Genomic DNA, 26,519 nt, shown 5'->3' with positions numbered 1-26,519 from the left:
GACATTCGCTGTCCGGGCTGCTGCCTCGCAGAGCGCACGATACAGGGCTTGCCCCTGTATAGAAGTGCGCCCTTGTTACCAAGGGATTTATCGATGGGGTGCATTCATGTCACTTGGCCCACCAGCCTGGTTTGTTCTTCGTAGCACGTCCTCCCTCTTTTTTGAAGTGGAAGATACAGCCCAATGCTTTGGCTTTTCTAACTGTTTCGGCAAGCTCATAGCCACCAATAATCCAAAGGCTTCCGCCATTTGCACGCTTATCCACAAATTCAACTCCGGTTGCTTCAAGCAAACCAATGATGTCATCAGCATCTGACTTTTGATCTTCCATCCCAAACAACATCATTTGCTCCGGTTTATAGTCCTGCGTTTTTAATGGAGGCATTTTCTCCGGGGCAGGATTTTGCTGCGCAGTCTTTAATCGCTGATCACGGACAAGCTTTATTGCCGTTTCGGGAAGAACTACAGGCGCACTCACAGGAAAAATTTCGCTTTCAGCAGGACTTTGCACTGTATCCATATCTTTTATCCCTGTAACCTGTTCCTTTTCTTCTGGAACGGCCAGATCATTTACTTTTTCAATAGATGTGCCAATCACATCGTTTTTAGGATCCAGCGCGGCTTCGATGACACTCTCATCCAACTCAGATGTTTCGCCGTCATCTTGGTGAATGATTGCGAAAGCACGTTGCTTCACCCGTTGCAAAAGCTCTGTTTCTCTGATCTTGGTATCCTGAACGGCGGAGGACGCTTCCGGCTCAATACCATTGTCATTCAATTCGGAAACAACGCGCTCCATTGTCTTGTTGGGATCACGATAGTATTCACTTCCACGGATTCGGATAAATTGCCAACCCAATCGTTCCAGAATCGTCTGGCGCTCCATATCTTCCCGGATCTTATCCTCGCCGCTATGCCAACGCTCGCCATCGCATTCGATTGCGACCTTTTTTCTGCCGCATACGGCCACCATATCCAGACGATATGCGCCGACTTTCCACTGCTGTACCAGGTGATAGCCTCTGACTGTCAGGAAGCGAGCCACCGCAGACTCAAAAGGCGATTCTGCTTTTTGTTCAATCTTGGCGTTGGATATGGCAACAGATTCTGGATTCAGCGAATAGTCAATCAGCATTTTACGAATATCACCCGGCTTCAGGTCATTTGCAGAATCAAGTGAATCGACAACCCACAGCTGATCTCTGGCTCGGCTGGCAGCAACATTATAGCGCTTCCTGTAAGCGTCATCCACACCGAACGCTTGTTTTGCCACCGGGCCCGTACCATTTGCGCAGTCTACCACACTCAGGAAGATAACATCCCGTTCATCACCCTGAAAGTTCGAGGCATTACCGCAGAGGATTCTTCGCTCACTGACGTCCTTGGGATCAATATGGGAATAGATTTCTTCTTGTAACTTTTTGACCTGTTCATCTCCCAGCAAAGAGATGATGCCAAATGTTTTTCCTGCATACTCCGGCTGCTCCATACAAGCCTGCATCAGTGCGACAACAGCTTTCGCTTCATTGGGGTTGGTCTTACCGATACGCTCACCGTTTGCAACCCGATAGTTTACCACAGCAGGCAAAAGGACATTGTTGCTGCAATCCCGCAAGGGCTTAATTTTGAAGTCGTAAGAGAGCCAGTTGGAAAATCCGATGATCTCCGGCACACAGCGGAAATGTTCATGGAGCATCAGCGGTTGGAATGTGGTTGCCGCAATATCATAGATAGAGGTCTTAGCGTCATAGAGGTGGTCATTGGGAATCTTGCCGGCAATATACATTTCTTTCAATGCATTCATCTTATCGACCTGAACGCCGACCGCCATAGGGCTGACCTGTTTATCGTCACCTACAATGACCAGCTTTTTTCCCATATACAAAATAGCCAGAGAAGAAATATCCGACTGACTGGCCTCATCAATGATGATAATATCAAACTTATTCGTACCGGGATTCAAACTTTCCAGCGCCTTGCCAATAGGCATAATCCAACCAGGAACCGCACTTTGGCACTTGACCATCAGTTCACGGGCCTTAGCTCGATACATCGGAGCGTTCTTACCAGTTCCTTTGCCGATTTTCTTGACAGTCTGCTTCCAGCCAATCAGCGCCTGCTTCATGCTGATGTCATGCTCGGTTGTTCGCAAAAGATTGTACCAGGCAGCCTTCTCAGCATACTTTGCAGTAATCCTGCGATACTCCTTACTAAGGGCAAGACTACGCTTTTGAAGCTCCGGGAAAGGCTCAGCAATAATCTCTTCAATGATCCCATAGTACTGTTTCCACTTCCACGCATCGTCAATGTCACTTGGAACGGCAGCTTCTCCGTGGATACCGCTTCGAGTCCGAATAGCGTCAGCCCACTGAGGTGCCACCGGAGCCAGCCGATTCAAATAGTTTTCACGCTTGGCCTTCAGACTTGTCTTGGCATAGGTTTCCTCCAAGATTGCAAAGGCAGTCCGATATGCATGCGGATCATAGGCTTCTGCGGCTAAATGCAGTACTTTGCAGACATTGGAATATATACGTTTTCCAATTTGAAGGACATTGCGGTTTTTCTCAAGCTCTTTCTGTGTGTCGGCAATTGTCTGAACCACATCAAAAATATCACAGATTTTGGGAATGGTGTTTCCGAGGGCTGCCAGGATTTTCTCGGCGGATACAAGTTCGGAATCCAGCACATTGCGCTGGAAAATCATATCACAGGGCAATCCCACAGCACTCATGCGCATTGTCAGCACTTCATATTCTCTCTGGAACCAATCCAAATACCGCTGAATATAAGGGATATAGTTTGCTGCAACTCGTTCTGGCTCAGATGCATCCAAATCGTAAAATGCAGGAACACCATGCTTGGAAAGCAAATCATTCCAATAAGAAGCGCACTGATCCCGCATGGACTTCATTTCCATAACATGGAGGATCAGCTGACAGTCTTCAATAGTCTGTGGTTGCCGCCCGTTCACAGTTGCGCCATTCAATGCCATTTCCAGCTGTTTATTAAAAAGTAGCGTCAGCTTGCCAATCTTTCCCCCTTGTTTGTACTTCTCCAGCAACTGTTTCATTGCATCCGCAAAATCAGGGTCTGGATTAAAAATCTGAACGTCTTTGCCAAACTTTTCAGCGGTTAATCTTTCTGCGTACACAGATGTGTCCTGTAACTGCTGAATCAGCTGAGTCCACAACTGTTTATACGTCTCTCCCTTCTTGCCATCTACAGCGCAATGCTGCATCCAAGGTTCTACTTTTGGGAATGCAGAAACATAGTCTCGCAGTTGGTTAACAGCAATCGATTCTGGATAATCCAAGGTCAATTGGCCAAAAGGCGCGGTGATTGATATTTTGTTTTCGACAGGCAGATTCTGAATTTTCCACCCTTCGTTTTCGGATATAGTATCCAGATGAGCCATAGCCGAGTTTAGAGCATTGCATTTATCTTCAAAGTCTTTGGGGGTCATCACATCCTCTGGATTTGGAAGATCATGGTTAAATTCGGATTCATCTTCTGCGGTGATACTGCTATTGCTCCGATATAACTCAGATAGTTCTGCAAATGTAAGTGGCAACGGCTCGTAAAGGCGGACCATACCGGGAATATAGGATAGGGTTTCGCTGTTTTCCCGAACAAATTCAGCGGCCATAGAGGGAGAAAGTTCCTCGCCGTTAAAGACAATGCAATTGCATTCCTGATTGATAATAGAAAACAGTTTCTTTCGAGTTTTCGCAAGATCACGAATAATTTGCTTCCGTTCCAGCCCCAAGGACTCCATTTCCTTTTTTAGCTCGAAGGAAGTGTACTGAGACATATAGCTTGTAATTCCATCAATGGATTTCTCCATATCCACATTGGAATCATCCAGCATGGAAACGCATAGGCTTTGCAGTCCCGGAGCGACCTTGTCTTTCAGAACAATCAATGCCTTTTGCGTATGGCTGGTCACCAGAACACTCTTACCTTGGGCCAAAAAGTGTCCCATGAGGTTTGCAATGGTGTGTGTCTTACCTGTACCGGGAGGCCCCTGTACCAAAACGGCATTATAGCGTTCGATCCGCCGGGCAATCTCCAGCTGTTCCTTATTGGCCTCTTTGGAGAGCAGAATATCTACACTTTCACCGCCAACTGCCGCAAGCTGCTCTTCAATAGAGACTTCTCCAGTATCTTCGGGAATATCAATTTTTCCACCCTCGACGATGTCGCCAATCGGGGCAGGAACTTCTCCGGTTTTCTCGACATGTTCAATAATTTGTTCAATGGCTTTCAGCGCACCATCCATGCGTTTCCGCAGAATATAGCAGGGATTGCGGTACAGTAGGAGCCTTTCTTTTTTCTGCCAGCTGTCAGGAATACCGTCTTCGACATAGATACTCTCCGAGGAGAGCTGATGGACAAATATTTTAAGAAATGCAGGCAGATCATTACGATCTAAGGGATGGTAGTCATTCTGGTGGAGATCATCCCGCATATGGTTAATGGAAGACAGATTGATCCCGTCCATGCTCTGGAACATTACGGTGTACAATTCGGTTTCCACATTGGTATCCTCGATATATATCGTGTTTTCCGCTGCGTCATGCCGAATCTTTACACGCCGGGTCAAAATTGGGTGATCAAGTTCGGGCAGATCCCGATCTCGAAGAAAGCCATCGGCGACCACCAACTCCAGAGTTTCAGACTCCCGCTCCAAATCAACGCTGATCTTGTAAAGCTCCGAGAAGAAATCTCTGGTTTTTTCCAGCATTTTCTGCTTTTCCGCCCACAAATCTCGTTTTGCTGTCCATGTATGAAATGCTGCTATACGTTCTTCGCTGTCAGAGAAAAACTCCCTATAGGTGTGATTTTCTTCGTCAATGCGCTCCTTATCAGCTTCTGAAATCTCTTCCGGGAGCCGCACTTGATCCAGAGGCAGAAGAATAAAATTCTTAACTTTTGCCTTATAATGATAGTCATTCCAGCCCTGTTCCAGCCAATTTTCTAAGTTGGGATCAGGAGTTGGACAACTCTGAAATTCAGGCTTATGAACGGCCAGTAACACATCTGTCGTATCCTCAGTATCTTCCTCTTCTACGCGATCCCGGTAATACACTTTGATGTTTTCCGGATCATCAGGAAGGGAGCTGATGGGGCGGAACCACGGGTAATCGGATACTCGAAGCACCACTTTTTGCTTTAATTTATTCAGCTCTTCAATAAACTTGAAGAGAGATAGTACTTTTTCCTGTTTGGTGATTTCCTGCCTCACTTCAGTAGTCTCAATCTTATCGTCCAAGATTACACCTCTTATCCGTTACACATCTTGATTGGAGTGGAAATAGCCTCCATGATGCGCCTAAATCACAGTTTTTAGAACTCTGCACATTCTTTGCAAGCGAATCTATTGATATATCTATATTTTAAGTTGCCGTTGGATACAAGTCAATGGCTACACACAATGTTTGTAAGAATCACTTCCAGGTGCATTTTTGCATGATTAAATCCGCCCCATGTATCCTCTGTCAGAATTCAGTATTTAACCTTAAGTGATTATCGTGGATAGACAAGAAATGTGATTTTTTGGAACTAATAAGGCTATATCTGTAAGTGGAGTCAACAATTTTTCTCATCCTTGGCGCTTCTGCCAAACAATGTCATACCCTAACACATCGGCCAGCTCCACCGCCTCACCGTAGCGCAGGCTGCCGCGTTTCAATTTGTCGGACAGATTGGGGACGCTGCTGCTCCAACCGTATTCGTCGGCCAAGATTTCTACGGCCTCGCTCATAGTCATGCCAGCCCGGATGATATACGACTTGATCTCGTTTCGGTAAATCTCTTTGTTTCTCATGGCTTATGCCCTCCTTTTTTTGTATGCCTGACGGTGAAGCCGATGTGCTGGTGAACGTACTGGGTTCATCGTTGGGCGATGGATAATGGTATGCGAATAACTGTTTTCTCTGTCGTATGCGAAGCCCTGTTCACAAGTGGTGGGGTTCGGTTTCACTGTTCCGTATGGATTTTTGCGGAACGGAGAAATTATGCGCTGGACAGCGTATCCGCTTCGCTGCCCAGCGTATCGTGCTTTGATGGCGTTATCAGTATGAAAACGCCGGATTTTTCGTTGTTTTCACTTCCTTCGGAAAAATCACTGAAATTTTGCCGTTCTCCCCGAATGCTGTTCCTGCCCCTGCCTTTTCAGCGGCGTATTCCAGCATTGGCACGCTCTCCCGTGCTTTTAGGCACATGGAGTCATGGCGCTGCTTCCCCTGCCGGGGGTATCCCATTCGGACGGTCATGTAATTTTCAAGGTACTGTCGTCTCTCGACAAGTACAGTTTAACGAAAAATCGGGCCTGTTCCCGTATATCCAAGAGGTTGGAAAACGGGTGCGAAACGCAGAAATTTCCACGCTTATAGAAATCTGTGCTATAATGGGAAGCAGAACGAGAGGGGGCGCGGATATGAACATCAAACTGACGATCCCAGAGCGGCTCAAAGATTTGCGGACAGAGCGCGGCCTGACGCTGGAACAGCTTTCCGTGGCGACTGGGATTTCCCGTGCCGCCCTCGGCAAGTATGAGGCGGACGATTTCAAGGACATCAGCCCGTTCAGCATCGCGGCACTGGCAAAGTTCTATGGAGTGTCCTCCGATTACCTGATGGGATTGACGGAAACAAAAAATCACCCAAACACAGAGCTGGAAGCCCTGCATTTGGGTGACAGTGCGATTGAAGTATTGAAAGACGGACAGTTCAACCACCGGCTGCTGTCGGAGCTGATCTGCCATAAAGATTTTCAGCGCTTGATGCTGGACGCAGAAATCTATGTTGACCGCATCGCGGATATGCGGATCAACGACATGAACGCCGTGCTGGAAGCTGTGCGTCAAATGGTGCTGACAAAGCGGGAGGATAGTTCGAACGATCTCTACCTCCGCACACTGGAATTGGCGCAGGTGCCGGAGGAAGAATATTTCGGCCATGTGGTTGCGGATGACCTGACAGGGATACTCCGCGATATTCGGGAAGCCCACAAAACTGACAACACAACGGCGGACGAGCCATCCGCCGCTGCACAAGCCCAGCAGCAGTTGCAAACGGCTATGAACTTTGAAGGCAGCAGCGATGAGAAGAAGGCGCGGGCGTTTCTGGCGACTTTCGGCATTGACTATGATGCCATCACAAAGGAGCAGTTTATCACGCTGATTGAAATACTGCGGCTATCAAAGCACATGAAAAGCCCCATAAGCCAGCGGGGTAGAGCCAGCATGACACACGGGAAAGGAAAACGAAAGCGCAAATAGGCAAGAAAATACGCCGTATCCAGCAAAATCTGCTGAATACGGCGTATTTCTTCGTTGCCCAATCCTGCCTGACAGATGCCATAATTGGTTTTCTTTCAAATCACTTTCTTATGAGCACCTGTCCCAGGCGCGGGGGATGCTGTTATCTTGTTCAGGGCAGGTAGGACAGGGGGTTGACGGTGGTGCCGTTGATCTTCACCTGGAAGTGGCAGTGGTTGCCGGTGGACCGGCCGGTAGAGCCCACCCGGGCGATGACCTGGCCCTGGTAGACCTTGTCGCCGACGCTGACCAGCAGGCTGGAGCAGTGGGCGTAGTAGGTCTGGTAGCCGTTGCCGTGGTCAATGATGACATACTTGCCGTAGCTCCAGTTGCTGCCGGTGCCGGTGCCCGCCCAGATGACGGTGCCGCCGTCAGCGGCCTGGATGCCGGTGCCGTAGGCCGCGGCGATGTCGATGCCGGAGTGATAGCTGTAGCTGCCGAAGATATAGCGGTAGCCGAAGTAGGAGGTGATGTTGCCGTACACGGGCCAGATGAAGGAGCCGGTGGGCAGCCAGCTGGGCCGCTCCTTGGTGCCAACGGCGATGACCTTGGCGGTGGGCTCGGTGATGGTGACGTTGTTGGTGATGTTGCGCTCACGCTCGTTGCCGTTGACGTAGGTCACGTCGGCGGTGATCTCCGCCAGGCCCTCGCTGCCTGCGTCCAGCACCTTGGTGTCGCCCTGGTACATGGAGTCGTCCTCCACCTCTTCCACCGGGCTGGCGATGGCCTCCTGGTAGGTGATGGTCTCGGTGGTCTGGACGGACAGGAAGGGGATGACCTCCCGCACGTTGAGGATCTGGCCGATATAGATGTTGTTGATGTCCACGTCGGGGTTCAGGGCCTCCAGCTCGGACAGGGACATGTCGTTGTCGTAGGCGATCTGCATGAAGGTGTCGCCCTTCTGGACCTCATAGGTGGTCTGGCCGTTGGTGTTGGCGGTCAGGCGGGCCTCCATGGCGGACAGATCCTGCTCCACGTCGGAGGGGGTGTACTGCCGGCTGATGGACACGGACTCCACAAACTCGGCGGAGGTGGTGTTCTCGTTGACATAGGGGGCCTTGATGGCGTCCAGCATGGCGGTGAGAGAGGTCTCGTCCTGGGCCGCGCCGATGAATTGGCCGTTGACCTTGAGCACGTAGCTCTTCATCACCTCGCCGATCTGGTCGAACAGGTAGGTCTCAAAGTCGCCCACGTTGGACAGCTTGTCCTTCTCGGTGAGGGCGAAGTCGTAGGTGACGGCGTTGTCCAGGGTGTAGTCATACCCCAGAATATCGGAGGCCCGGGCTTCCACCCGCTCCATGGCGCCCTCGAACACCTCCGGGTCGGAGACCACGCCCAGGGTGACGCCGTCCACCGACACCACGTAGCTGGGGGTGTACACGGTGCCCACCACCAGGGCCACGCCGATGACGCCGGCGATCAGCAGGAAGGCCAGAGGGCCCACGGCCTTGTGGCCGGCGGCGGCGGCGTCCGCCCGGTGGAGCAGGGCGCCCACGCTGCGGCCTGCGGCGATGAGGGCGTCCAGCACAGGGCGGCGGCCCTGCCGGGAGCTACCTTCCTCCCGGACGCCGCCCGCCGTCTCTTCGGCGGGGATGGCGTCGGGCACTGCCTGCCGGCCATTGGAGTGTAAGATCTCATCCATCGGAGAAGGACCTCCTTAAGAAAGGCAAAAAGTCAAAATAAGAATCCGCCTGCAACACAGCGGGGAGCGCTGAAAATTACAGAACGGAATGAAATGATTACAAACTGGTTACAAACGGTATCATACACGCTTTTTGCCTTTACGTCAATACTTTTTTACATGAAAACGGGCGGGAAAGGGGAGATTTTTCCTACGAAAGGGGCCGGGGCGGGGAGTAAGCTTAAAAAACGGGGCGAAATCTTAAGAAAACCCCGTCCCGCCGCCCGCCGGGCGGCGGGGTTCGGGCGGCTTTTCTTGCGTGGGGGCGGTGGGGCGTGGTATAATAGCCGCTGCCCGGCCATCGTTATTTTTGTTTTTTAGGCCGGCTCTCCCGCCCCTTTCAGGGCGACCGGAACTCCCGGCGGGAGATCATTCCGGCGCCGCCGTCATGGGATACGGCATCATTAAGGCGGCGGTGCCGCCGGTCCATTTTTCAACTGGAGGCGCTTCATGGCAACAAGGAAATCCCGTCCCCGGCGCAGAGGGCCGCTGATCCTGCTGGCGGCGGTGCTGGTGCTTGTGGCGGGTGGACTGTTCTTTTACGACCAACAGACCCGGATTCAGACCGAGACCCTCACGGTTGCCTCAGACCGGCTGCCCGCGGGGTTTGACGGCTACCGCATCGTGCAGATCTCCGACCTCCACGGCAGGGAGTTCGGGGAGGACAACAAAATTCTGCTGGAAAAGACGGCGGCGCTGGAGCCCGACCTGATTGCCATCACCGGGGACGTGATCGACGACCCGGACCAGATGGGCATTCTGGAGCCCCTGGCCAGGGGCCTGACCGCCATCGCCCCCACCTTTTATGTGACGGGCAACCACGAGTGGGCCATCAAGGAGGCGGCCACGGTGAAGAGCCTGCTGGAGGAGCAGGGCGTGACGGTGCTGTCCAACGAGTACCTGACCCTGGAGCGGGGCGGGGATACCATCGTCCTGGCGGGCATCGACGACCCCAACGGCCCCTACGACCAGAAGACCCCGGAGGAGCTGTCCGACGAGATCCACGCCGCCCTGGGGGACCCCTACGTGGTGCTGCTGGCCCACCGGAACGAGTACTACCAGGTGTACGACCGGTGCGGCTTTGACCTGACGCTCTGCGGCCATGTCCACGGGGGGCTGATCCGGCTGCCCTTTACCGACGGGCTCATCGACAATACCCGCCGCCGGTTTTTCCCCACCCACACCGCCGGGCTCTATCCCCTGGACGGAGGCGGCACGCTGATGGTGTCCCGGGGCCTGGGCAACGGGGGCATCTCCTTCCGGCTGTTCAACCGGCCCCACCTGCCGGTCATTGTGCTGAAATCGGGGGAGTAAGAGGTAAAACAGGCATAAAGCCCGCTCAGGCAGAGGCTGGAACACGGCGTAGAGACTGCGTGCGGCATTGAGAACGCCCCTTGAATTGCAGCTGCTTACAAGTCTGGGCGGGTAACTCTGCTCGGGCGACGCAGGAACGATACGTAGGGCACCGAACCGGCATAGTAACTGCTCACAAATACAGCGGGTGATTGAATTTTGCCGCCGCCGGACGTACTCCGAAAGGGGGTACCAGGGGGAAACGGGCGCGTTTGGCCCTGAAAGGGCCCTCCGCGCCTGTTGCCCCCTGGCGAGCTTTTCCTACTTTCCCTCGCTGGAAAGTAGGCCGCCGGAGGCCGTTCCCCTTGTATCCACAAACCGCCTGCGAACTGAGAGATTTCCCCTCATCCGACATTTGCTGCGCAAATGCCACCTTCCCCCCAGAGGGGGGAAGGCTTAGGACGCGCCCCATAGGCTTTCCCCCGGGGGAAGGCATTTTACCCCCACAATATAAAGAAAAGAGAACTGACCATGGAATATTTTGCGGGAACCTTTGATATTGCGGTCATCGGCGCGGGCCACGCGGGCATTGAGGCGGCGCTGGCCGCCGCCCGGCTGGGCCTGCGGACGGTGTGCTTCACCGTGAACCTGGACGCGGTGGGCAACATGCCCTGCAATCCGGCCATCGGCGGCACGGGCAAGGGCCACCTGGTGCGGGAGATCGACGCCCTGGGGGGCGAGATGGGCCGGGCCGCCGACGCCGCCTGCATCCAGTACCGCATCCTGAACCGGGGCAAGGGCCCTGCGGTGTGGTCCCTGCGGGCCCAGGCCGACCGGCGGGAATACCAGAAGGTGATGAAGCACACCCTGGAGAGGCAGGAAAACCTGTGGGTCAAGCAGGCCGAGGTGGTGGCCATCCGCACGGAGAACGGCGCCGTGTCCGCGGTGGTCACCGCCACCGGGGCGGTGTATGCCGTGCAGGCCGCGGTGGTGTGTACCGGCACCTTCCTGGGGGGCCGCACCATCGTGGGCGACGTGGTGCGGGACTCGGGCCCCGACGGTCTGGCCGCCGCCCTGCCCCTGACCGAGTGCCTCAAATCCCTGGGGCTGTCCATCCGCCGCTTCAAGACGGGCACGCCCCCCCGGGTCCACCGGCGGAGCGTGGACTTCTCCAAGATGGAGCTCCAGCCCGGCGACCCGGACGCCCAGCCCTTCTCCTTTGAGACGGCCGCGCCCCCGGCCAACAGGGCCGTGTGCTACCTGACCTACACCAACGCCGCCACCCACGCCGTCATTCGGGCCAACCTGGACCGCTCCCCCCTCTACGACGGCACCATCGAGGGGATTGGCCCCCGGTACTGCCCCTCCATTGAGACCAAGATCGTCCGCTTTCCCGACAAGGAGCGGCACCAGCTCTTCATCGAGCCCATGGGCCTGGACACGGAGGAGCTGTATATCCAGGGTCTGAGTTCCTCCCTGCCCGAGGAGGTACAGGTGGAGATGCTCCACACCATCCCCGGCCTGGAGCGGGCCGAGATGACCCGTGCGGCCTACGCCATCGAGTACGACTGCGTGGACCCCACGGAGCTGCTGCCCACCCTGGAGTGCAAAAAAATCCCCGGCCTGTACGGCGCGGGCCAGTTCAACGGCTCCTCCGGCTATGAGGAGGCCGCCGCCCAGGGCCTGGTGGCGGGCATCAACGCCGCTTTGAAGCTGCTGGGCCGTCCCCCCATGGTCATCGGCCGGGACCAGGGGTACATCGGCGTGCTCATCGACGACCTGGTGACCAAGGGCACCAACGAGCCCTACCGGATGATGACCTCCCGCACCGAGTACCGGCTGCTGTGCCGCCAGGACAACGCCGACCGCCGTCTCACCGGCCTGGGCCGCCAGGTGGGGCTGGTGAGCGAGGAGCGGTACCGCGCCATGCTGGACAAGTACGCCGCCGTGGACCGGGAGTGTGCCCGGCTGGAGCACACCGGCGTGTCCCCCTCCCCCGCCCTGGACGCCCTGCTCTCGGGCAAGGGGGAGCCCCCCGCCCCCAACGGGGCCCGGCTGGCCGACCTGCTCCGCCGTCCCCGCATGACCTACGGCGACCTCTCTCCCCTGGACCCCGGGCGGCCGGAGCTGCCCGCCGCCGTCACCGAGGCGGTGGAGATCGACCTGAAGTACCGGGGCTATATCGAGCGGCAGCAGCGGCAGGTGGAGGAGATGCGCCGGCTGGAGAGCCGCCCCCTGCCCCCGGATTTGGACTACCAATCCCTCCAGGGCCTGCGGCTGGAGGCCAGACAGAAGCTGTCGGAAATCCGTCCCCTGAACCTGGGCCAGGCCAGCCGGATTTCCGGCGTGAGTCCTGCTGACATCGCGGCGCTGATGATCGCACTGGAGCGGGGCTGACGCCATTTCCCTCATCCGCCCCCTGCGGGGGCACCTTCCCCCCAGGGGGAAGGCTTTGGGCGCGATACGGATGAGGGGAACCGCCCCGCTGCCGTTTTCCGGGGAAAGGTGGGTCGGGCTTAAAAAATCGTCACGATTTCTTCACAGGCTGTCCACATTTTCCGGGTAGACTGTGGAGAAAAGGAGGCGAATAGCCGTGATGAATGAGGATAGGATGGAAAAAGAAGTACGCCGGGGCGTGCGGTTCAACAAGATCGCCCTGGCAGCGCTGGCGCTGCTGGCGGCGGTGGGGGCGTGGGCGCTGCTGAGCTGGTTTGGCCGCCCCCTGGACGACAGCATCACCCCCGACGGCCTGGCCCAGCACCTGAGCGGCGGCGCTCTGGGCAAGACCGGCGGAGTGTACTACACCCTGGAGGACGGCAGCGGTCTGGTGGACGTCCTGGACCTGCCCGGCTGGACCATCACCCAGGAGGAGGCGGAGGGAGAGCCGCTGGTGGTGTTCCGCCTGTGGGAGAACTGCGAGCTGGCCCTGTACGAGGGCGGTCTGGCCTATGCCTGGAACGGCTACGCCCCGTCGGACACCACCGGGGCGGCCTGGTACACCGTCCCCGAGGGGACAGCCCAGGCGGCGGCCTCCCTGCTCAAGGCGGACGGACAGCTGGAGGCGGACCCCGGCGTCCGGTTCTGACTTATTTTTAAATAAAGGAGCAAGCACGTGACAACAAAGCCAAAGGTAGTGCTGGGCCTGTCGGGCGGAGTGGACTCCGCCGTGGCGGCAGAGCTGCTGAGCCGGGACTATGAGGTCCACGGCCTGTATCTGGACATCGGCCTGGGGGGCACGGGAAAGGCGGACGCCGCCGCCGTGGCCGACCGACTGGGCATCCCCTTCCACACCGCGGACATCCGGGACGCGCTGGAGCGCCAGGTGTGCGGCCCCTTTGCGGCGGACTATCTGGCGGGGCGCACCCCCCTGCCCTGCGCCCGGTGCAATCCCACGGTGAAGTTCCCCGCCCTGCTGGCCCTGGCGGAGGAGATCGGCGCGGACAAGGTGGCCACCGGGCACTACGCCCGCACCGCCCTGGCCCCCGACGGCAGGGTGTTGCTGCGCAAGGGCCTGAGGGCCAACGACCAGTCCTATATGCTCTCCCGGCTGCCCCAGGATATATTACAGAAGGTAATTTTCCCCCTGGGTGATTACGAAAAGACCCAGGTGCGGGCCATGGCGGGGGCGGCGGAGCTGCCGGTGGCCAACAAGCCGGACTCCATGGAGATCTGCTTCATCCCCGACGGGGACTACGCCGCCTGGCTGGAGCGCCGGGGCGCGGTGCCGCCGCCCGGGGACTTTGTGGACAGGGACGGCAAGGTGCTGGGCCGCCACGGAGGCATCCACCGGTACACCCTGGGCCAGGGCCGTGGGCTGGGGGTGTCCGGCCCCCACAAGTACTATGTGACCGAGATCGACCCGGCCTGCGGCAAGGTGGTGCTGTCCGACGGCGCCGACCTGATGGCCGGGCGGGTATACTGCGCCGACATGAACTGGCTGGCCGTGGACGGCCTGCCGGAGCCGCTGGAGGTGACGGTGCGCCTGCGCCACTCCAAGACCGAGCTGGCGGCCGTGGCCCGTGCCGACGGGGAAAGCGTGGTGCTGGAGATGCAAACCCCCGCCCGGGCCCCCACGCCGGGCCAGCTGGCGGTGCTCTACCTGGGGGACGTGGTGGCGGCCAGCGGCTGGATCACCGGCGCGGACCGGACCGTCCCCGGCCCATAGAGACAGAAGGAACAATGGCTCTCCCCGCTGGCGGGGAGAGCCATTGTTTTTTTACGAAAAAAAGAGATGACAGAAAAATGTTTTTCTATGGAAAACAAAAGCGCGGAAATGAATGAAAATGAGTGTTTTATAGAAAATCAGGGGGGAATACGCACATATAGGGAGGATGAAGCGGGAACAGAAGATCCCATTCCTTCACAATAGAAATATAAATAAAAAACATTTTTTGAAATGTGACCGAAATGTAACCGTTGCATGATACAGTATTGCCGTAGACGGGGGCGGACCTGACTCGGGATGGTCTCCCCTTCTGAAGAAGCGACAAAGGCAAACCGGCCGAAAGGCCGGGACGCAAAGCCAGGAGGCTAAAGCGGCAGCTGCCGCCATGCCGGTCCGGCCGCCGCAGATTTCATAGACCTTTCTCCCGCAGCGGAGAAAGAAAGGAGAAATGAAATATGCTGGCAAAGACGAAGAAGATCTTAGCAATGGTCCTCACCCTGTGCATGGTGGTGGGGATGCTGGGCACCGCCGCCATCGCGGCGGAGGAGCCGGAGAGCACCGGCAGCCCGGAGGTGCTGAGCGGCACCGACCCCACCCCCGGCGAGAACCCTGACGACACCCAGCCCACCGACGGCCAGGCCGCCCTCCAGGCCCAGGTGGACGCCGCCGAGGCCGGCGGCACGGTCACCCTGGAGGGGGACGTGGAGCTGGCCGGGGCCGTAAACATCAGCAAGAGCCTGGTGCTGGACCTGAACGGCCACAGCCTGAAGGGCGCCGGCGCGGACCAGCTGCTGGTCATCACCAGCCCTGACGGCGCCGCGGTGGACGTGACCGTAAAGAACGGCACACTGGACGGCGGCCAGAGCGCCGGCCGGGGCAACGCGGCATTTTACGGCGGCGCCATCTACTGCACCGCCGGCAAGGCCAGCACCCTGACCCTGGTGGACTGCGCCTTTGAGAACAACGTGGCGGGCACGGGCAGCGCCCTGTGGACCGACAGCTCCCTGTACATGGAGGGCTGCACCCTGGAGAACAATGTGGGCACCGCCGGCACCAACTACGGCTCCGCCGTGGCGGTGAAGGGCCCCACCACCAGCGAGGGCGCCGACGCGCCCAAGGTCCCCTCGGTCACTGTCACCGGCTGCACCTTTGAGAGCAACGGCCGGGACGACGCCAACACCCTGGGCGGCGCGCTGTACATGCTGGGCGTGGATACCGTCGCGGTGAGCGACAGCTCCTTCACCGGCAACCAGGGCGGCACCGGCGGCGCCGTGTACTGCAGCAACAGCAATTCCGTGTCCTTTACCGGCGTGACCTTTACCGGCAACAGCAGCGTCAGCGGCTCGGGCGGCGGCGGCGCGTACGCGGACAACGTCAAAGCTCTGCGCTTTGACGGCTGCACCTTCACCGGCAACACCGCCAGCGGTATGGGCGGCGGCCTCTGCTCCGGCGCCCAGAACAGCCTGACCGTCACCAACTGCACCTTTACTGACAACAGCTGCACCGCGGGCAACGGCGGCGCCATCTCCCACCAGAGCGGCCCCGCTGTCATCTCCGACAGCACCTTCACCGGCAACACCGCCGCGGTCATGGGCGGCGCCATCCTGGTGGCCGACACCTTCACCATGGACACCAGCCTGAAGCTGGAGAAGTGCACCATCGCCGACAGCACCGGCGGCTATGGCGGCGCGCTGGCCATCCAGGGCATCAAGGGCAGCTACAACGTGCCCGCCACTGTGGACAGCGAGACTACCATCACCAACAGCACCGCCACCGTGTACGGCGGCGCCATCTACGCGGCCTACATGGACCTGGACCTGGGCGCCGCCATCACCGGCAGCACCAGCCCCAGCTACGGCGGCGCGGTGTACGCCTACCTGGGCGACCTGGACGTGACCGGCTCCATCACCGGCGGCGCCGGCGCCAACTACGGCGGCGGCATCTACGCCAACCAGGTCAACGTGACCGTCACCGGTACCGTCACCGGCAACGCCGTGGCCCTGCACAGCACCGGCGTCAACGGCTACGGCGGCGGCATCGCCAGCCTGTACGGCACCCTGACCCTGGGCGAGGGGGCGGCCGTGTACAACAACACCGCCGCCGGCGCGGGCGACGACATCTACAGCATGGGCATGGAGGGCTACCCCAACGTGCTCAACCTGGTACCCGCCGGCCAGATGTCCGGCGACCTGACCCTGACCGGCGGCGACAAGATCACCGGCTGGTATGTGGACGGCCTGAAGGGCGCCGATGCCACCAGCCGCTGGAGCGTGGACGGCTACTACGACGAGTACACCCCTGTGGCGGACGAGGTCACCTATCTGGCCCTGAAGGCCGCCCACGGCGAGCCCTACGTCCCGTCCTACATGTACTACCACGTCACCGTCAACTATCTGGACAAGGACACCGGCCGGACCATCGCCTCCAGCTACACCTCTCCCAGCCACATTGAGGGCAGCGCCTATGACGTGAGCGCCTATGACGCCATCGCCATCGACGGCTACACCTACGACAGCACCAGCGGCGACGCCCTGACCGGCGTGCTCAACAGCAACAAGACCGTGAACGTGTACTACGTGGCCGACAAGGAGACGGACATCGATGATGAGGACACCCCCACCACCGACCTGCCCGAAACCACCGATCCCACCGACCCCGGCCAGGGCGGCCAGACCGAGATCCCGGATGAGGATACCCCCACCACCGATCTGCCCGAAACCACCGACCCCGGCCAGGGCGGCCAGACCGAGATCCCCGACGGCGACATCCCCACCGGCAACCTGCCCCAGACCGGTACCACCAGCAGCGCCCCTGTGTTCCGGGCCATCAGCGGTGTGTTCCTGTGCCTGGCGGTGGTGTTCGGCGGCGTGACCGTGGTCCTGTTCCGCAAGGAGCGCCACCAGGGCTGAGCCTTCGGCCTGAACCCCGCGAGAGGAAATTCCAGCACCAGAGCATAATGGAGCCCCGCCCCTGATTTCAGAGGCGGGGCTCCTTTGTTCTACAGACCATGCTCCGGCGGGGCGGTGAGGATGGACATCTGGAGCACGTAGTTGTCGTACCCGTCCACGGACAGCTCGTCCAGCAGGGCGTCCTCGTAGAAGGGGCCGGTGAGGGGCAGGCCCTGGTCTTGTGCCCAGGAGAGCATACGGCGGTAGGTGCGCCAGGCGGTGTCGTACCCGCCGGTGTGGCAGGCCACCAGGTACTGCCCGGCGGGCCGCACGGTGACGGGCACCCCGCCGGGGCGGCGGTCCATCTGGGTGTAAAAGGCGCAGTACCCGTCGGGGCTGGGCTGCACCGCCTTCTCCGGGTCCATGATGGCCCCCACCGGGTAGGGGCTGACGATGTGTCTGGCCTCCCGGAACTGCATGTGGGCCACAAAGGCCAGGCTGACGCTCTCCCCCGGCCTGCGGGGGGTGGTGATGAGCAGGGCCTGGGGCCGCTCCTCCACCCGCACCCCCTCCCGGTCCGCCGCCATGGCCGCCCGGGTCAGGGCCGCCTTCCGGCGGATCAGGTCCCGCATCTGCCGGAGCCGGCGGATCTTGTCCTCCAGCTCCCCCGCCTCCCCCTCCAGCAGGGCCACCAGTTCCTCCGGGCTGCGCCGGTCCAGGTAGGCCTTGATCTGGGACAGGGGCATGTCCAGCTCCTTGAGGGTGGAGATGACGTAGAACACATCCATCTGGGGAAAGGTGTAGTACCGGTAGCCGTTCTCCCCCTTGACCGCCGGGGAAAAGATGCCCAGCTGGTCGTAGTGGAACAGGGTGTGCTTGGTGGTGCCGCACAGGCGGGCAAAGTCGCCGGTGGTGAGATAGCCCTGGGGGACTGCGCACATGTCCCGCCGCCTCCTCTCTGACAGAAACAGCCGCCCGGAGCGGGCGGGAATTTGGCTCTTGACTATCGGGTTACCCGATACCCTATAATATCTGACGCATCAAGATTCTGTCAAGAAAGGCCGGTGCCTCCCATGGAAAACCGTCTGGACAGGGACTATGATTTTCTCTCCCTGCTCCGCTTCTCGCTGCCCAGCGTGGTGATGATGATCTTCACCTCCCTCTACACCATTGTGGACGGCATGTTTGTCTCCCGCTTTGTGGGGGAGGACGCCCTGGCGGCTCTGAACATCGTCTTTCCCGTCATGTGCCTGATCATGGCGGCGGGGATCATGCTGGCCACCGGGGGCAGCGCCATTGTGGCCCGTCGGATGGGCTCCGGGGAGGAGCAGTCCGCCCTGGAGGGCTTTTCCCTGCTCATCCTGGTGAGCGCGGCGGCGGGCGGGGCGTTTTCGGTGCTGGGCCTGGCGGCGGCGGAGCCCATCTGCCGCCTGCTGGGGGGCGAGGGGGACCTGATGGTCCACTGCGTGCCCTACCTGCGGATCATCATGCTCTTCGGGCCCATGAGCATGCTCCAGCTCATGTTCCAGAGCTTTTTCGTCACCGCCGGACGGCCCGGGCTGGGTCTGGGCCTGACGGTGGCCGCCGGCGTGGCCAACATGGTGCTGGACTATGCGTTCATCGTGCCGGGGGGCATGGGGGTGGCGGGGGCCGCCCTGGCCACGGTCACCGGCTACTGTATCCCGGCGGTGGCGGGGCTGGTGTTTTTTGCCCGGCAGCGGCAGGGGCTCCGCTTCGCCCGGCCCCGGTGGGACGGCCGCATGCTGGCCAATGCCTGCTTCAACGGCTCCTCCGAGATGGTGTCCAACCTGTCCAGCGCGGTGGTCACCCTGCTGTTCAACCTGACCATGCTGGAGCTGCTGGGCCCCCCCGGCGTGTCCGCCATCACCATCGTGCTCTACGCCCAGTTCCTCCTCACCGCCCTGTACATCGGCTTCTCCATCGGCGTGGCGCCGGTGTTCAGCTTCAACTACGGCGCCGACAACCGCCCCCGGCTCCGGGCCCTGTTCCGTTCCTGCCTGGTCTTTGTGGGAGTGACGTCGGCGGCGCTGTTCTTTGCCTCCCTGTTCATGGCCGACGGCGTGGTGGCCGTCTTCTCCACCAGGGGCTCGGAGGTGTACGGCCTGGCGGTCCACGGCTTCCGGCTCTTTGCCCCCATGATCCTCTTCGCCGGGGTGAATATCTTCGCCTCCGCCCTGTTCACCGCTCTCTCCAACGGCCCGGTGTCCGCCCTGCTGTCCTTTCTGCGGACCTTCGGCTTCCTGACGGCGGGGCTGCTGCTGCTCCCCCGTCTGCTGGAGGTGGACGGCGTGTGGCTGGCCGTGCCGGCGGCCGAGCTGCTGTCCTTTGGGGTGAGCCTGTGGTGCTTCCGCTGGGGCGGAAAGCGGTACGGCTACGCCGGATAGACGAAAAAATCCCCGCCGCGGTACGCGGCGGGGATTTTGGTATGTAGGTTACTGGCCGATGGTCTCTCTGGGATCCCGGAGATTCTCGCGGGACACCCGCTCCTCCTCGGAGACGTAGCGGTCCGGGTGCTTGCTGGCCTGGCTGTCGTCCCAGATCTTCTTGGCGGCAGGGGCCCAGCAGGCGGCGTAGCTGTCGCACTTGGCGCACAGGTGCTCGGCGGACTCGGGGGACTGGGGGTCGGTGGAGTGGGCGCCGGTCCGGGCCACCATGTCGCGCAGCTTGTTGGGGTTCTCCAGCATGGGGCAGGGCTGGAGCATGTTCTCGTTGAAGGGCTGGCCGTCGTGATAGGCCATGAACAGGGGCCCGCGGAGGGCGTCCAGCAGGGACTTCTCCCGGATGTTGGTGTCGGAGTAGTGGATGAACACGCAGGGGTCCACATCGCCGTTGGCGTTGATGTGGAGGTAGCGGCGGCCGCCGGCGATGCAGCCGCCCACGAACTCGGCGTCGTTCTGGAAGTCCATGGCGAACAGGGGCTTGCGGCTGCGGTAGTCACGGACACGGCGGTACATCTCGGTGCGCTGCTCGGGGGTGGGCAGCAGCTCGGGCACGGCGTCGTTGCCCACGGGCATGTAGTGGAAGTACCAGACGAACAGGGCACCCAGCTCGATCATCTTGTCGTAGTAGGCCTCGCTGGTGATGGACTCGAAGTTGGCGCTGGTGTAGCAGCAGGAGATGCCGTAGGGCAGGCGCTTGCGCTTGAGCAGCTCCATGGCGGCGATGACCTTCTGGTACACGCCGTTGCCGCGGCGGCCGTCGGTGGCCTCCTCGAAGCCCTCCAGGCTGATGGCGGGGATGAAGTTCTTCACCCGCAGCATCTCGTCGGCAAAGGCCTCGTCGATGAGGGTGGCGTTGGTGAAGCAGAGGAACTGGCAGTCGCTGTGCTTCTCGCACAGGCGGATGATGTCGGCCTTGCGGACCAGAGGCTCGCCGCCGGTGTAGATGTACATGTACACGCCCAGCTCCTTGCCCTGGCGGATGATGTCGTCGATCTCGTCAAAGGACAGGTTGAGCTTGTTGCCGTACTCGGCGGCCCAGCAGCCGGTGCAGTGCAGGTTGCAGGCGCTGGTGGGGTCCAGCAGGATGGCCCAGGGGATGTTGCAGTGGTACTTGGCCCGGGCGGCCTCCTGCTTGTCCCAGCCGATCAGGTTGGCGTTGAGGAAGAAGTTGACGAAGGTGGTCTTGAGCACCTCGGGGTCGATGTCCTTCACGATGTGGAGGATCAGGCTGTGGTAGGGGTGGTTGGGGTCGGCGATGGCGTTCCGGATGGCCTCCCGCTGGGCGGGGAAGCTGCCACGGGAGAACTTGTCCACCCAGCTCATCAGAGTAGGCAGATTCTTCTCCGGGTCCTTGGTGATGTAGTCCACGGCCTGTTCAATGCCGAATTGCTTCAAACTGTTGGGGATATGCATAAAAATCACTCCTTGTCCGTCAGTAGAACAATCTTTGATACTAAATTATTCCGGGCCCTGCCGATTCTCAACGGACAGAGTGGGGAAAGTGTCAAATTTGGGGACAAAACCGCGAAACTGTCCAAAGATATGGGGGCGGCAGGGAGACGCGGCGGGGAAAGCGGCTGGATTTTTCGTGGCGCATATGCTAAAATTATATTTTACCGTATGGGAGAATATGAACAGGAAAAGAGGAGTGTTATGAGCGCCCGAGAGGAATTTATTGAAATTTTTACCGGGAAAATCCACCGGAACGGGGCCTCCGCCCTGCTGGACTATCTGGAGAACAAGAGCGATTTTTTCACCGCTCCCGCCTCCGCCCGGTTCCACGGCGCCTACGCCGGCGGCCTGTGTGAGCACAGCCTGAACGTGTACCACTGTCTGGTGGACTATCTGTCCCGGCCCCGGGTCCAGGAGCTCTACGGCCTGGAGTACAGCGAGGAGACGGTGGCCCTGGTGGCCCTGCTCCACGATGTGTGCAAGATCGGGTGCTACAAGCCGGGCACCCGCAACGTGAAGGGGCCGGACGGCAAGTGGCAGTCCGTGCCCACCTACTCCTTTGAGGACCCCCTGCCCTACGGCCACGGGGAGAAGAGCGTGTATATCGTCAACGGCTACCTCCGCCTGACCAGGGAGGAGGCCATGGCCATCCGGTGGCACATGGGCTTCTCGGGCACCGAGGACGCCCGCACCGTGGGCCAGGCCTTCCAGAAGTTCCCCCTGGCCTTCGCCCTGGCCACCGCCGACATGGAGGCAACTTATTTCCTGGAAAATGAGGAGGCGTAATCACCGTGGCAAAGCGCACCAATGACCTGGGCAAAGACCCGGTCCCCCAGCTGCTCCGCCGGCTGGCGCTGCCCGCCGTCACCGCCCAGGTGGTCAACGCCCTGTACAACATTGTGGACCGGATGTACCTGGGCCACATGAAGCCGGATGGGGACATGGCCATCACCGGCGTGGGCGTGACCTTTGCCGTCATCATGTTCATCTCCGCCCTGTCCGCCCTGGTGGGCATGGGCGGCGGCTCCCGGGCGGCCATCCGCACCGGCGAGGGCCGCACCGACCTGGCCGAGGAGATCCTGGGCAACTGTACCCTGCTGATCCTGATCATCTCCGTGGTGGTCATGGCGGTGTTTCTCCCCCTCCAGCGGCCCATGCTGCTGCTCATGGGGGCCAGTGAGGAGACCATCGGCTATGCCGTGGACTACCTGACCATCTACCTGTGGGGCACCGTGTTCGTCCAGATCGCCCTGGCCCTGAACAACTTCATCACCACCCAGGGCTTCTCCACCACCTCCATGCTCACGGTGGTCATCGGCGCGGTGATCAACATCGTGCTGGACCCCATCTTCATCTTCGGTTTCGACATGGGCGTCAGGGGCGCGGCCCTGGCCACCATCATCGCCCAGGCGGTTTCGGCGGTGTGGGTGCTGGCCTTCCTCACCGGGAAGCGTACCAGACTGAAGATCCGGCTCAAATACCTGCGCCTCAAGCCCAAAATCCTGCTGCCTGTGGTGGCCATCGGCGTGGCCCCCTTCATCATGCAGTCCACCGAGAGCCTGGTGAACATCGCCTTCAACTCCTCCCTGCTGAAATACGGCGGCAATAAGTTCGTGGGGGCCATGACCATCTGCTCCTCCATCATGCAGGTGCTGACCATGATCTTCCAGGGCCTGGCCCAGGGGGCCCAGCCCATTGTGGGCTATAACTACGGCTCCGGCCAGCTGGACCGGGTGCGCAAGACCTTCCGCCTGCTCATTACCGCGGGCATCATCTACTCCGTCGCCGGCTGCCTGCTGGTGGAGCTCTTCCCCCACGCCTTTGTGGCCATGTTCAACGACAAGCCCGAGCTGGTGGAGGCCGCCGTGTGGGCCCTGCGGATCTACCTGGCCTGCTTCTTTATGCTGGGCGTCCAGTTCTCCTGCCAGCAGACCTTTGTGGCCCTTGGCCAGGCCAAGGTGTCCCTGTTCCTGGCCCTGCTGCGGAAGATCATCCTGGTCATTCCCCTCATCTATATCCTGCCCCACATCATCACCGGCGACCAGGTCTTTGCCGTGTATCTGGCCGAGCCGGTGGCCGACTTCCTGGCCGCCGCCACGACCGGCCTCATGTTCGCCTGGAAGTTCCCACGGATCCTGCGCCGGCGGGAGATGGAGCTGGGCAAGGCCTGATACAATATGATTATTAAGGAAAACGCCCGGAGGGCTGCCGCTGATGCGGCAGCCCTCCGGTTTTTCTGTTACATTGCTTTTTCCGGGGTCCCGCGTGAGCCCGGAAAAGCGCAAATAAAAGCCTTCCCCCTGGGGGGAAGGTGGCTGGCCGAAGGCCAGACGGATGAGGGGAGCAGCTGGACTAAGCAAAGCAAACGGGGTCCCCGCCGAAGCACAGCGGAGCGGGTTCGGTGGGGGGGAGGACGAGCAGCGGAGTGAACGAGCCCTGGTATTTATGCCGGGGCGAGCGATACGCAGCTTGCGAGGACGCGCCTCCGGCGGCCTGCTTTCCAGCGAGGGAAAGTAGGCAAAGCTCGCCATGGGGCAACAGGCGCGGAAGGGCCCTTTCAGGGCCAAACGCGCCCGTTTCCCCCTGGTACCCCCTTTCGGAGTACGTTCGGCGGCGGTGGTGTCCAAGAAGCCGCCATATTTGAGAGCAGTTACTATGCCGGTTCGGTGCCCCGCGTGCCGTTACTGCATGGCCCGAGCAGAGTTACCCGCCCAGACTTGTGAGCCGCTGCAATTCAATGACCTTTCTCAATGCCGCACCCAGTCTCTGCGTTGTGTTTCAATCTCTGCCCGAGGCAAGTGAGGTGGCTGCTTTTCGGGGGCCCCACACGAGCCCAGCGGAGCGGGTCGTGTGGGGAGAGGACGAGCAGCGGAGTGAGCGAGGCCTGCCGCTTGCGGCGGGACGAGGGATACAAAGCTTGCGAGGACGAGGGGGGAAGGTGGCATTTGCGAAGCAAATGACGGATGAGGGGAAAGTCCCTCAGACTGCGCCCAGCTTGTAAAGACGCCCCGCATGGTAGGAAGCTTGCGCCGCCGCCGCACCCCTCCCCCGCTCCCGGCATAGGATGGCCGGAAGGGAGATGGGAAATTGGACGTTTTGGCTTCCATCGGGGCCATACTGGTCTTTACCATGGCCTGCAACCTGGACACGGTCCTGCTCTCCATGGGGTACGCGGCCCGGGGGCTGGCGGTGTCTCTGAGGGGGTGCCTGATCCTGGCGGGGGTGACCACAGGGGTGACCTGGCTGTCCCTGGCCCTGGGGGCCACGGCAGGCCGGTTTCTGCCCGGAGCGCTGGCGGATATGCTGGGCGGCCTGGTGCTGCTGGGCATCGGGCTGTGGTTCCTGCTGGACTGGCTCCGCTCCCCCGTGGAGCCGGAGGAGCCCCTGCCCTGTGTGCGGGCCTGGGTGCCTCTGGCGGCGGCGCTGGCGGTGAACAACGCCGGGGCCGGGGTGGCGGCGGGTATCAGCGGGCTGTCCCCCCTGGGGGCGGCGGTGTGCAACTTCTGCGTGACGCTGCTCTTCATCCCTCTGGGGGGCTGGCTGGGCGCGGGCCCCCTGGGCCGCCTGCTGGGCAGATACGCCCTGCCCCTGTCCGGCGTGCTGCTGGTGCTGCTGGGGGGCGCGGAGGCCTTTCTCTGAGGGGCGCCGTGTGGTACAATAGAAATAATACATAGCACAGGGGGCTTGCATTATGACAGAGCTGACAGCGCGGCTGGGTGGCCCGGAGGCCATCACAGCGGGGATTTTGGAGGAGTTCCGGGGGATGTGCGCCGTCCCCCACCCCTCCCACGGGGAGCAGGCGGAGCGGGAGCTGCTCTCCCGGCGGCTGGAGGCCCTGGGGGGGACGCCGGCGGCGGACGCCGCGGGCAACCTGACCGCCGACCTGCCCGCGGCTCCGGGGTGTGAGGGCGCGCCCCTCACCATCCTCCAGGGCCACATGGACATGGTGTGTGCCGTCCGGCCGGGCAGCGGCTACGTGCCCGAGCGGGACCCCATCCGGCCGGTGGCGGCGGACGGCTTTTTGAGGTCGGACGGCCGGTCTTCCCTGGGGGCGGACAACGGCCTGGGCAACGCCGCCGTCCTCTGGCTGCTGGGGCAGAAGCTGTCCCGGGGGCCGGTGCGGGTCATCTTTACGGTGGCCGAGGAGGTGGGCCTGGCGGGGGCACGGGAGGTGGACCCGGCCTGGCTGGCGGGGGCCAAATACCTGCTCAACACCGACGGCTTCCACCTAGGCACCGCTGTGGTGGGCTCGGCGGGCGGACGGCGGGAGACCTTCTCCCGCCCCCTGGCCACCTGCCCGGCGGCGGGACAGGCCTTCACCGTCTCCCTGTCCGGCTTCTCCGGCGGCCACTCGGGGGATGACATCCACCGGGGCCGGGGCAACCCGGTCAAGGCCCTGACCACCCTGCTGGCCGGCCTGCCCTTCCCCTGGCAGCTGGCGGATTTCTCCGGCGGACAGGCCCACAACGCCATTCCCACCTGGGCATCGGCCACGGTGGTGGCGGACAGGGCCCGCTGCCTGGACCTGCGGGCGGCCTTTGCCCGCTGGGCGGCAGAGCTGGAGACGGCCCACCGGGACAGCGACCCGGACTTCCGGGCGGAGCTGAAGGAGGTCCCGACGCCGGAGACGGTGTGGGACGATGGCTGCCTGGCCGCCCTGCTGGCCCTGACCGGGGGTCTGTCCTACGGCGTAAGGCGGTGGCACGCCGACTTCCCCGGGGTGGTGTCCGCGTCGGCCAACCTGGGCCGGGTGTGGACGGAGAACGGCGCGGTCAAGGTGGCGGAGTTCCTCCGCTGCGCCGACCCGGCGGACGAGGCGGACATGGCCGGCGCTCACCGCCGTCTGGCGGAGGACAACGGCTTTGCCGTGGCCGCCACCGGCTATCCCGCCTGGCAGGGCACTCCGGACAACCCGCTGGCTCTGCTGCTGGACCGGGTGTTCCGCCGCGAGACGGGGCGGAGCATGACCATCTCCGCCGTCCACGTGGGGCTGGAGCCCTCTCTGTTCCACGTGAAGGCCCCTGAACTGGTAATGGCGGTGTCCGGTCCGGACATCCTGGACGCCCACTCCCCCGACGAGCGGGCGCCCCTGGCCTCCCTGCCCGCCTACGCCGCCCTGCTGGCCGGTACCCTGGAGGAGATCGGTCGCCAGCGGGATTGAGCGCCTTCCCCTGCTTTCCCATGGGGAAGGCTTGCCTCGGGCAAAAGCTGAAACACGGCGCAGAGACTTTGTGCGGCATTGAGAAAGGTCATTAAA

At 60.8% G+C, this 26,519-nt stretch carries 16 protein-coding genes and 1 riboswitch; of the genes, 11 read left to right on the top strand and 5 right to left on the bottom strand.

The window, feature by feature from the left end; translation table 11 throughout:
• Positions 1 to 109: 109 nt before the first annotated feature.
• Positions 110 to 5,272, bottom strand: a complete 5,163-nt coding sequence (locus WMO64_RS13215; protein WP_349232270.1) for a PDDEXK-like endonuclease domain-containing protein — start codon at positions 5,270 to 5,272, stop codon at positions 110 to 112.
• 330 nt (positions 5,273 to 5,602) lie between these two features.
• Positions 5,603 to 5,827: an LLM class flavin-dependent oxidoreductase gene (locus tag WMO64_RS13210; RefSeq protein WP_349232269.1), complete on the bottom strand. Its 225-nt coding sequence runs from the start codon at positions 5,825 to 5,827 to the stop codon at positions 5,603 to 5,605.
• Positions 5,828 to 6,439: 612 nt separating this feature from the next.
• On the opposite strand from WMO64_RS13210, the gene WMO64_RS13205 reads away from it, so the two are divergent.
• The gene (locus WMO64_RS13205) at positions 6,440 to 7,282 is read left to right on the top strand and encodes a helix-turn-helix domain-containing protein (protein WP_349232268.1); all 843 of its coding nucleotides are present in this window, start codon (positions 6,440 to 6,442) and stop codon (positions 7,280 to 7,282) included.
• Positions 7,283 to 7,433: 151 nt separating this feature from the next.
• Here WMO64_RS13205 and WMO64_RS13200 read toward each other — a convergent pair whose 3' ends face one another.
• Positions 7,434 to 8,963 (bottom strand): M23 family metallopeptidase, encoded by a 1,530-nt coding sequence (locus WMO64_RS13200; RefSeq protein ID WP_294521289.1) that lies wholly within the window; start codon positions 8,961 to 8,963, stop codon positions 7,434 to 7,436.
• 489 nt (positions 8,964 to 9,452) lie between these two features.
• Here WMO64_RS13200 and WMO64_RS13195 point away from each other — a divergent pair, with 489 nt between their 5' ends.
• The 5 genes from WMO64_RS13195 (at position 9,453) to WMO64_RS13175 (ending at position 17,369) form a co-directional block, all read left to right on the top strand.
• Positions 9,453 to 10,316, top strand: coding sequence for a metallophosphoesterase (locus WMO64_RS13195; protein ID WP_349232267.1), 864 nt, complete (start codon positions 9,453 to 9,455; stop codon positions 10,314 to 10,316).
• A gap of 510 nt (positions 10,317 to 10,826) precedes the next feature.
• Entirely contained in the window at positions 10,827 to 12,692 is a 1,866-nt protein-coding gene (gene mnmG, locus WMO64_RS13190; protein WP_349232266.1) for a tRNA uridine-5-carboxymethylaminomethyl(34) synthesis enzyme MnmG, read from the top strand.
• Positions 12,693 to 12,906: 214 nt separating this feature from the next.
• Positions 12,907 to 13,380: a hypothetical protein gene (locus WMO64_RS13185; protein WP_294521280.1), complete on the top strand. Its 474-nt coding sequence runs from the start codon at positions 12,907 to 12,909 to the stop codon at positions 13,378 to 13,380.
• 27 nt (positions 13,381 to 13,407) lie between these two features.
• Positions 13,408 to 14,460, top strand: coding sequence for a tRNA 2-thiouridine(34) synthase MnmA (mnmA, locus tag WMO64_RS13180; RefSeq protein ID WP_349232265.1), 1,053 nt, complete (start codon positions 13,408 to 13,410; stop codon positions 14,458 to 14,460).
• Between the two features lie 316 nt (positions 14,461 to 14,776).
• Positions 14,777 to 14,865: riboswitch (cyclic di-GMP riboswitch) on the top strand.
• 50 nt (positions 14,866 to 14,915) lie between these two features.
• Entirely contained in the window at positions 14,916 to 17,369 is a 2,454-nt protein-coding gene (locus WMO64_RS13175) for a right-handed parallel beta-helix repeat-containing protein (protein WP_349232264.1), read from the top strand.
• An 89-nt stretch (positions 17,370 to 17,458) separates the two neighbouring features.
• Here the strand turns inward: WMO64_RS13175 and WMO64_RS13170 are convergent, their stop codons facing one another.
• Positions 17,459 to 18,289 carry a MerR family transcriptional regulator gene (locus tag WMO64_RS13170; protein WP_294521270.1) on the bottom strand — a complete coding sequence of 277 codons (831 nt, stop codon included), beginning with the start codon at positions 18,287 to 18,289 and terminating at the stop codon, positions 17,459 to 17,461.
• A gap of 132 nt (positions 18,290 to 18,421) precedes the next feature.
• Here WMO64_RS13170 and WMO64_RS13165 point away from each other — a divergent pair, with 132 nt between their 5' ends.
• A complete protein-coding gene (locus WMO64_RS13165) occupies positions 18,422 to 19,753 on the top strand; it encodes an MATE family efflux transporter (protein ID WP_349232263.1) in 1,332 nt (443 codons plus the stop codon).
• 48 nt (positions 19,754 to 19,801) lie between these two features.
• Here WMO64_RS13165 and WMO64_RS13160 read toward each other — a convergent pair whose 3' ends face one another.
• The gene (locus WMO64_RS13160; RefSeq protein ID WP_294521264.1) at positions 19,802 to 21,223 is read right to left on the bottom strand and encodes a radical SAM/SPASM domain-containing protein; all 1,422 of its coding nucleotides are present in this window, start codon (positions 21,221 to 21,223) and stop codon (positions 19,802 to 19,804) included.
• Between the two features lie 240 nt (positions 21,224 to 21,463).
• On the opposite strand from WMO64_RS13160, the gene WMO64_RS13155 reads away from it, so the two are divergent.
• The 4 genes from WMO64_RS13155 (at position 21,464) to WMO64_RS13140 (ending at position 26,423) form a co-directional block, all read left to right on the top strand.
• A complete protein-coding gene (locus WMO64_RS13155; protein WP_349232262.1) occupies positions 21,464 to 22,048 on the top strand; it encodes a hydrolase in 585 nt (194 codons plus the stop codon).
• Positions 22,049 to 22,053: 5 nt separating this feature from the next.
• Complete coding sequence (locus WMO64_RS13150; protein WP_349232261.1) at positions 22,054 to 23,433, top strand: MATE family efflux transporter; 1,380 nt, start codon at positions 22,054 to 22,056, stop codon at positions 23,431 to 23,433.
• Positions 23,434 to 24,349: 916 nt separating this feature from the next.
• Entirely contained in the window at positions 24,350 to 24,901 is a 552-nt protein-coding gene (locus WMO64_RS13145; RefSeq protein ID WP_349232260.1) for a sporulation protein, read from the top strand.
• A gap of 52 nt (positions 24,902 to 24,953) precedes the next feature.
• On the top strand, positions 24,954 to 26,423 hold the full coding sequence (locus WMO64_RS13140) for a M20/M25/M40 family metallo-hydrolase (RefSeq protein ID WP_349232259.1): 1,470 nt from the start codon (positions 24,954 to 24,956) through the stop codon (positions 26,421 to 26,423).
• The last annotated feature ends 96 nt before the right edge of the window (positions 26,424 to 26,519 follow it).

Origin of the sequence: Pseudoflavonifractor intestinihominis, from assembly GCF_040096055.1 — a bacterium.
Classification (GTDB): domain Bacteria; phylum Bacillota; class Clostridia; order Oscillospirales; family Oscillospiraceae; genus Pseudoflavonifractor; species Pseudoflavonifractor intestinihominis.
Note: the sequence above shows the minus strand (reverse complement) of the source record. Positions and strands in the feature narration are given on the sequence as shown.